Origin of the sequence: Marinobacter sp. UBA2498 (genome assembly GCF_002341575.1) — a bacterium.
Classification (GTDB): Bacteria; Pseudomonadota; Gammaproteobacteria; order Pseudomonadales; family Oleiphilaceae; genus Marinobacter; species Marinobacter manganoxydans.
In genome coordinates this window covers 21056-29188 of sequence record NZ_DDOI01000048.1, presented here as the reverse complement: position 1 = coordinate 29188, position 8133 = coordinate 21056, and the positions used below count along the sequence as shown (strand labels likewise).

The window sequence follows — 8133 nt, the reverse complement described above, 5'->3', positions numbered from 1 at the left end:
TTGACCGGCAGTTGCGAAAGGCCGGCAGCCGGCTCCTGGTGATGAGAGGGTCGGTGATTGATACGCTGAAACAGCTTCAGGCCAGGCAAGACGTCAAACGCGTGTTCTGCCACCAGGAAACCGGCGGGCACTGGACCTTCGAGCGAGACAAGGCAGTCATTGGCTGGTGCTCGGAAAACCAGGTGGAATTCCGCGAGTGGAACCAGTTCGGTGTGGTTCGCCGCTTGGGCGACCGGAATGTCTGGGACAGAGCCTGGACCGAGCTGATGCGTCAGCCGTTGCTAGAGGCCCCAGCAAGAATACCGGAAATGAAAGGCATCGAGGGCGATGCCAGTGGCTACGACAGCCGGGACTTCACACTGCCTGATAGCTGCCCGGACCGTCAGGCCGGAGGAAGCACCCGAGGCGAAAAACTACTCACCTCTTTCCTCGACCGTCGCTGCGTCGGCTACCAGTACAACATCTCCAGCCCGAACACCGCAGTCAGGGCCTGCTCGCGCCTGAGTCCGCATATTGCCTACGGCACCGTCAGCCTGCGAGAGATCTACCAGGGGGCCAAGGCAACCGGCAATCACCGCAACACCCTGCCCCGAAAAAAGAAAAGCCTGACGAGCTTCCGCTCGCGATTACACTGGCACTGCCATTTCATCCAGAAACTGGAAGACGAGCCTGAACTGGAGTTCCGGGCCATGCACCGGGAAATGGAAGCGCTGAAAACCGGACCCAATGATTCCGAGCGGCTACAGCGCTGGCAGGAAGGTCAGACCGGTTGGCCCCTGGTGGACGCCAGCATGCGTGCACTGACCCATTCGGGCTGGATCAACTTCCGGATGCGGGCCATGCTGATGGCAATTGCCAGCTATCAGCTATGGCTACACTGGCGCGATCCCGCCCTTCATCTTGCCCGGATGTTTACCGATTTCGAGCCGGGCATTCACTACTCCCAGACCCAGATGCAGTCGGGCCTGACCGGCATCAACGCTCTGCGAATTTACAACCCGGTGCTGCAAAGCCAGAAACTGGACCCCGATGGCGAGTTCATCCGGCGTTGGATTCCCGAGCTGGCTGGCGTTCCCAGTGAAATGATCCACACCCCATGGCTGATGACACCGGCCCAGAAAGAGCGTTACGGCGGCAACACCTACATCTCGCCGGTGTGCGCTCATGAACAGGCGGCCCGGGTTGCCCGTAAGGCGGTTGGCGACTTTCGCAAGCAGCAGGTCAGCAAGACAGAAACAGATCGGGTGCTGCTACGACACGGCAGTCGCAAGGGACCTGTTCAGAAACGCCCCCGCGTGCCATCGAAGCAGCAATCCGATCAGCTGTCACTGTTCGACTAGACCGCTTACCCGCATCAGTTGCGGTTCAGTTGCCGCTGATGCTCCAGCATTTGCTCCATCATCATCTGCATCTGGTTCATCCGGTTTTCCATCATTTCCAGGCGCTGCTCGTTGTCCATCCCCGGACCACCAGAACGGTTGCCCTGGGCATGGCCAGACTGCTTTTTACCCTGGCCGTGATTGTTCATCATGCCCTGGTTGTTCATCATGCCCTGGCCATTACCCATCATTCCCTGACCATTGCCCATCATGCCCTGGCCCATCATCCCGGGGCCCATCATGCCGCCACGCATCATCTGCATGTGCTCCTGCATGTACTCCATGTGTTGCTGGCGCAGTCTCTGGCGTTCAGCGTTGGAGTTGGCGTTTCGCATTTCCTGCATCATGGCCTGCATGCGCGCCATATTTTCATTCATCTGCTGCACTTGTTCCTGGTTCATCATGCCAGCACCTGGCATTTGCCCTGAGTTGCCCTGAGCAAAAGCAAAGGCAGGCAAGGCGACGAACACGGAACAGGCAACGAAACGACTTAATCTGTTCATGAGATCCTCCTTATTGGCTGCAACAATGTGCATCACCATGAGTAAAGACCATGAAACTGAATTGAAACTGAAAAGTATCCATCAAGAGTGGTTAACAGCATACAGATTGATCTGGGTCATCCAGTTGAACCGCAAACGTTTAAGAGCAATCACATTTCATTGTTTTAATTCCTTAAAAACTGGCTGGGAATGGTATTCTCTCGTTACCAACCATTGCATCGCCCCATTGCGGATTAACGCACTTACGGAGCTTGAGTTCAGAAGCTGGTTCTTATGATTACGGCCGTTAACCGTAAAAAAAGAATACCGATTATTGTCATGCTGATTGCGCTCATCGGCATGACCTTCTCAGTCATGGGAGAAACGTTATCCCATGGAGTACCGGAGCTGACTGAAGCCAACATCCTGCACGAAGGCCATCACGGCCACAGTCATGATCATCACAGCCACAGCGTGCAAGACCATCAAGACCGCCACTCTCATCATGACTCTGGCAACCACTCCCACGAGTCCGCAGACCGGTTGAAAATGCCGGTATTCTCCAACCTGACACCTTCACTCCGGCGCCCTGTTCCCTTTGCTGGAGAGAATCCCCGCAGTTTTCGTTACCGGCTCGACCGCCCGCCAAAGCTCTGCACGTTTATCTGAGCAATGCTGCCTTAGCAGCTGAACGAAAACCCATTCTACGGAGTTACTATGCTGTCAACTTTGCTTGGCAAACCTCGCCCTTGGGCGCGGGTTGCTGCCGGCGGAAATCGTTTTTTCTGGATATTCCTGACACTGGGCCTGCTCGGTCTCAGCGCGGATGCGTTGGCCCATGCCGTCGCCCAGGGCGACAAGGGATACATTCAGGAGATTACCGGCATAAACCTGATTGCTTTTACCTACCTCGGTGCCAAACACATGGTCACCGGTTACGACCACCTGCTCTTTCTGCTGGGGGTCATTTTCTTCCTGTACCGCATGCAGCACATCGCTATCTACGTGAGCCTGTTTGCCCTGGGGCATTCCACCACAATGCTGCTGGGCGTGTACTTCAACGTCGGCATCAATAGCTACATCATCGATGCGATTATCGGCCTGTCGATCGTGTACAAGGCACTGGACAATATCGGCGCCTATCAGCGCTGGTTTGGCTTTCAGCCCAACACCAAAGCCGCCACGCTCATCTTCGGTTTTTTCCACGGCTTCGGGTTGTCCACCAAGATCCTTGAGTACGACATCTCGCCGGACGGGCTGATTCCGAATCTTCTCGCCTTCAATGTAGGCGTGGAAATCGGACAGCTCATTGCCCTGGCCATGATCCTGATTGCCATCAATTTCTGGCGCAAAACCGACGGCTTTTTCCGTCACGCCTACACCGCGAATGTGGCCATGATGAGTGCAGGCTTCCTGCTATTCGGCTATCAGCTTACCGGTTATTTCGTCGCCTGATTCTGGAGAACCTTTATGTACAACACTGACATACCTAATCGAGAAGAACTGCCAAGTACCGCCAAACTGATTCGATCAACCATTGTTGCGGCCATCGTGGCGCTGATACTGCTGGTTACCGTTGTGATGCCCGCGGAGTACGCGCTCGATCCGACCGGAGCCGGACGACTGCTGGGCTTGACCGAAATGGGTGAAATCAAGGAACAGCTGGCCGAGGAAGCCGCCGCCGACGCGGAGGCCGAGATGGTTGCCGTTCAATCGTCGTCTGCACAAGGGCCTCAGGAAGTCGCGGAGCCTGTCATGGCCGAGCCTTCAGATGAATCGGTCTCTGCGCCCGAAGCAGAGATCACGGCTGCGAAACCAGAGCCCGCGGCTGAACCAGTAGCTGTCGAACCGCAATGGCAGGATGAAGTACGCGTGGTGCTGACGCCGGGCGAGGGAACCGAATTCAAACTCACTATGGAGGAAGGGGCTGTGGCCCGATACTCCTGGGCGTCTGAAGGCGGCCCTATCAACTACGACACCCACGGCAACGGTAGCGGCCAATCCATCTCTTACGAGAAGGGCCGAGGTGTTCCTGAAGATGAAGGAGAGCTTGAGGCCGCCTTTACCGGCGACCACGGGTGGTTTTTCCGGAACCGTAACGACAATAACATCACTCTGGTACTGCGCACTGGCGGAGACTATGGCCAGTTGAAGAAAGTGCTCTGAGGCGCGAATGTGCCGGGGTGGGTTCTGCCCCGGCACGCTATCCGAAAGATCAGAAGGCGATTCGCGCGCCAATCACGGCAAACCAGTCTTCTGTGCTTCCGCCCCCGGCTTCTGCCAGATCAGCAGTGTCGCCGTACTTGCGCTCGTGTACCACGCCCACATAGGGCGAGAAGGCCCGGTCAATCAGGTCATAACTCAGCCTCAGCCCCCACTCGGTGGAATTGAGCCCCTTGCCGACACCAATCTCCCGATCCTCTGAAAACGCCACAAGAGTCTCGAACGAAGCCGACAGGATCCAGAAGTTGGTGACCAACAACTCGTATTCCGCCTCAAAGTCCGCCGAGGCGTCGCCTTCATCGCTGACATAAAGGTTGGTGTCTACCTCGAACCAGTAGGGTGCCAGCCCGGTGACCCCAAGCACGCCATAGACCCGGTCCGGACCTTCCGGGGTATCTATGCGGATTCCGGCCTTGGCATCCCAGAAATCATCCACCGGAGTCTGGGCAACAAACTGGTTTTCCAGGGTTTCCCAGGCATTGTGACCCTCTTCCCACTCGCCCTCGAACAACCAGCGGAATTTCAGTTCATCGGTGCCATAAAAGGCATCGCCTTCAATAACCGCCAGCTCCTCGTCCGAATCGCTATACCGGTACTCAAACTTCTCCGCAGACACACCCCAGAAGCTCTTGGCGGTCTGGGTCTTTTTGGCCGGATCGTCCTGGGCAATCGCTGGTGTGGACATTGCAGTCACGGCCAGAGTCAGGCCGCACATGGAGGCTGTTAACCGACTCATGATTCACCTCCCTGTGTGCCGCTTGGCTTACCCTCGGCAACGGTGCTGTCCGGGCCACCTTCAACCACGATCTTGCGGAACATGCCGGAGGCGGCGTGGTAGGAAAGATGGCAATGGAACGCCCACTCACCCGGTGCATCCACCTCCGTTTCCATATAGACAGTGGTGGCTGGCGCCACGCTGATCACGTGCTTCAGGGGGTTCCATTTGCCCTCGCCCACATCAAGGATCGACCACATACCGTGCAGGTGCATGGGGTGGGTCATCATGGTTTCGTTGACGAATTTGAAGCGGACCCGCTCGCCATACTGCAGGACGATGGGGTCGGCATCCTCATACTTGATGCCGTTGATGCTCCACTCATAGCGCTCCATGTTGCCAGTAAGGCGCAATTCAATCTCGCGGGTTGGCTCGCGGTGGTCGTACAACGGGTTCTGTGCCCTGAGATCGGCATAGGACAGGAACTTTCCACCATTGCTGGCGGTGGGCATCAACCCGCTGCCACTGGCATAAAAGGGATCTTCCGGCATGGAAGCTCCATCGCTCCCGCCCATACTGCCATGGCCCATGGCACTGTGATCCATCCCGGCCATTTCACCACTGTCCATGCCGTCGTCGTTCATGCCGCCCATGGCGTCTTTGCTCATGTCTCCATGATTCATATCGCCATGATCCATATGCCCGGCCATATCGGCCATGGTCAGCAATGGCGCCTCCCGAAGTTCCGGCACTTCTGCCGTCATCCCCTCTTCCGGCGCAAGAGTCCCCCTGGCAAAGCCCGAGCGGCCCATGAATTCGGCAAAGATGGTGTAGGCTTTCCTATCCGTGATGCGAACGATCACATCGTAGGTTTCTGCCACGCCAATGCGGAACTCGTCCACGTTCACCGGCTGCACATTGTTGCCATCCGCCTGGACCACGGTCATTTCCAGACCGGGAATGCGAACGTCGAAATAGGTCATGGCGGAAGAGTTGATGAAGCGCAGACGGATCCGTTCACCCGGCTCAAAGACGAAGTCGCTTTTCTGGAACACCAGATTCGCGATTCCAGTGGTCGGCTGGACACCCTACAGACCGGTGATTATTTCCAGGAAGTTTTTCACCACGCATTCGCTATCCATTCCGACACCCGGACCATCATCTCCCCCGAGAATTGGGCACCGCTGTTGATGCCACTGGTGGAGTCCGGCGAGGAAGGTACACTGCGGGTCAGTGGCGCCGAAATTGCGGAGGCGCCCTCGGATATCCTTGCTTACCGGAAGTCCTTTCGCGTGGACGACCAGCCCATCGTGGTGATCGTTTCCGAAGACCTTGGTGCCTTGAGCCGGAGCCAGGCCGAGCTTCACGCCTGGACGGCCGTTGTTTCCCTGCTGCTGATCCTGCTGCTGGTTGGCACACTCTGGCTGGGTATCAACCTGTCCATGCGCCCCGTAGTAAGCCTCAAGGCCGCATTAAAGCGGCTGCAGGATGGCGAGATATCGCGGATTGATGTCAGGGCCCCCGAGGAGTTCCAACCTCTTGTACTGCAGCTCAACCAGTTGCTCGACTCATTGGACCAGCGGCTGGAGCGCTCCCGGGATGCGCTGGCGAATCTCTCCCACAGCGTTAAAACGCCCATCGCTGCCGTTCGCCAGATTCTGGAAGATACCGACCGCCCCCTCCCCAACACCCTAAGACAACAAATGGCCGGCAGGCTCGATGATATCGACAGACAACTTGAGGCAGAAATGCGGCGCAGCCGGTTCGCGGGTCCACAGGTCGGCAAAAGCGCCTACCCTCTGAAGCAGGCCCGAGACCTTCTCTGGATGCTCGGCCGGCTGTATCCGGCAAAATCCTTTGAAATGTCGACCGTACTGACCGAAGAACGACGCTGGCCCATCGAAGAGCACGACCTGAACGAGGTGCTGGGCAACCTTCTGGACAATGCCGGCAAGTGGTCCGCCAGGTTCGTGGAACTTGGTCTGCAAGAGGATGGGAAAGGATTTGCGATCACCGTTGAGGACGATGGCCCCGGAATTCCTCCCGACGCGCTGGACACCCTCGGCACCCGCGGGCTGCGCCTGGACGAACAAACGCCGGGGCATGGCCTGGGGCTGGCCATCGTGCGGGAGATTGCAGACCGCTATGGTGGTATCCTGAATTTCAGCTCCGGCCCGACCGGAGGATTCAAGGCAACGGTCCATTTTCCGGGTACTACCGGGGGGATAAGGCAGTGAAAATCGGTGAACTTGCAAAGACAACGGCCATTCCTGTTGAAACCATCCGCTACTACGAAAAAATCGGTTTGCTACCGGAACCGGACAGGGACAACAGTGGCTACCGTTCCTACCGCAATGCCCATCTGGACCGGTTATTGTTTATCAAACGCTGTCGCAACCTGGACATGGCCCAGGACGAGATCCGCGAGCTGATCCGACTGGCCGAGCAACCGGAAGCAGATTGCAGCGAAGTCGATGCCCTGCTGGCTCGCCATCTGAATCACGTGCGGGAACGGCTGAAGGAGCTGGCGAGCCTTGAAGAAACTCTCGAGCAGCTTCAGGAAGCCTGCACCAATGGGCGCACTGTGCGCGAATGCGGCATTCTTGGCGGGCTTAGCACGGAGTTTGATACTCCAGAGCCCGAAGACCGCCACAACCACGTTGCCGGCACCCATGGGACTCGCCAGAACTGACGAATCTCAAAAATTTCTGCAGCAACTGTTGACCCTGTAGATACTACAGGGTTTTCAATAAGATCATCTGAACCAAGGAGGTCTTTATGGCGTGCAGTTGCTCCGCCCCCGAACCCAAATCCCCTGCCCCGGGCTTTCGTAAAGCGTTATGGATTGCCTTGTGGGTGAACCTGGCCATGTTCGTGGTGGAAGGCATCGCCAGCCTGTCATCCGGCTCGGTCTCTCTGATGGCGGATGCCATCGATTTCTTCGGCGACAGCGCCAACTACGTTCTGTCTCTCACGGTCCTCTCCATGGGTATGCTCTGGCGCGGTCGCGCAGCCATGGTCAAGGGCATCACCATGACAGTGTTTGGCCTGGTGGTATGGGCCCGTGCCGTCTGGGTGGTTCAGGCGGGCATTACCCCGGAGCCCCTGACCATGGGAGCCGTCGGCCTGCTGGCGCTTGCTGCCAACATGAGCGTGGCCGCCATGCTGTTCAAATTCCGTGAAGGCGATTCCGACATGCGGTCTGTCTGGCTATGCAGCCGCAACGATGCCATCAGCAACATCGCTGTTATGGTAGCCGCCCTTGGTGTGTTCGGCACCGGGACAGCCTGGCCAGACCTGATTGTAGCCGCCATCATGGGCACGCTGGCTATAA

General features: G+C 57.4%; 8 protein-coding genes and 2 pseudogenes. 7 read left to right on the top strand and 3 right to left on the bottom strand.

Annotated features, from left to right (window positions below):
- The coding region (locus tag B2W52_RS05865) for a cryptochrome/deoxyribodipyrimidine photo-lyase family protein (RefSeq protein WP_286801877.1) at window positions 1–1340 on the top strand (1340 nt) is incomplete at its 5' end.
- Window positions 1341–1354: 14 nt separating this feature from the next.
- On the opposite strand, the gene B2W52_RS05860 is transcribed toward B2W52_RS05865, so the two are convergent.
- On the bottom strand, window positions 1355–1882 hold the full coding sequence (locus tag B2W52_RS05860; protein ID WP_286801875.1) for a hypothetical protein: 528 nt from the start codon (window positions 1880–1882) through the stop codon (window positions 1355–1357).
- Between the two features lie 273 nt (window positions 1883–2155).
- Between B2W52_RS05860 and B2W52_RS05855 the strand changes: the two genes are divergently transcribed.
- The 3 genes from B2W52_RS05855 to B2W52_RS05845 are packed head-to-tail and all read left to right on the top strand — an operon-like array spanning window position 2156 to window position 4027.
- Entirely contained in the window at window positions 2156–2530 is a 375-nt protein-coding gene (locus tag B2W52_RS05855; protein WP_273069438.1) for a hypothetical protein, read from the top strand.
- A 48-nt stretch (window positions 2531–2578) separates the two neighbouring features.
- A complete protein-coding gene (locus B2W52_RS05850) occupies window positions 2579–3316 on the top strand; it encodes a HupE/UreJ family protein (protein WP_008175443.1) in 738 nt (245 codons plus the stop codon).
- Between the two features lie 15 nt (window positions 3317–3331).
- Window positions 3332–4027, top strand: a complete 696-nt coding sequence (locus tag B2W52_RS05845; protein ID WP_273069440.1) for an SPOR domain-containing protein — start codon at window positions 3332–3334, stop codon at window positions 4025–4027.
- 49 nt (window positions 4028–4076) lie between these two features.
- On the opposite strand, the gene B2W52_RS05840 is transcribed toward B2W52_RS05845, so the two are convergent.
- Together B2W52_RS05840 and B2W52_RS05835 are read right to left on the bottom strand one after the other, a co-directional pair.
- Window positions 4077–4820: a copper resistance protein B gene (locus tag B2W52_RS05840; RefSeq protein ID WP_053112969.1), complete on the bottom strand. Its 744-nt coding sequence runs from the start codon at window positions 4818–4820 to the stop codon at window positions 4077–4079.
- Window positions 4817–5833, bottom strand: a pseudogene (locus B2W52_RS05835) (multicopper oxidase domain-containing protein); the annotation flags it as partial. The gene B2W52_RS05840 and the pseudogene B2W52_RS05835, both read right to left, overlap by 4 nt.
- Between B2W52_RS05835 and B2W52_RS05830 the strand changes: the two are divergent.
- The 3 genes and pseudogenes from B2W52_RS05830 to B2W52_RS05820 all read left to right on the top strand — a co-directional run.
- Window positions 5819–7036: pseudogene (locus B2W52_RS05830) on the top strand (ATP-binding protein); the annotation flags it as partial. The pseudogenes B2W52_RS05835 and B2W52_RS05830 sit on opposite strands and share 15 nt — an antisense overlap.
- Window positions 7033–7491 (top strand): Cd(II)/Pb(II)-responsive transcriptional regulator, encoded by a 459-nt coding sequence (gene cadR / locus B2W52_RS05825; RefSeq protein WP_273069441.1) that lies wholly within the window; start codon window positions 7033–7035, stop codon window positions 7489–7491. The pseudogene B2W52_RS05830 and the gene cadR, both read left to right, overlap by 4 nt.
- Window positions 7492–7577: 86 nt before the next feature.
- The coding region (locus B2W52_RS05820; protein ID WP_286801868.1) for a cation efflux transmembrane domain-containing protein at window positions 7578–8133 on the top strand (556 nt) is incomplete at its 3' end.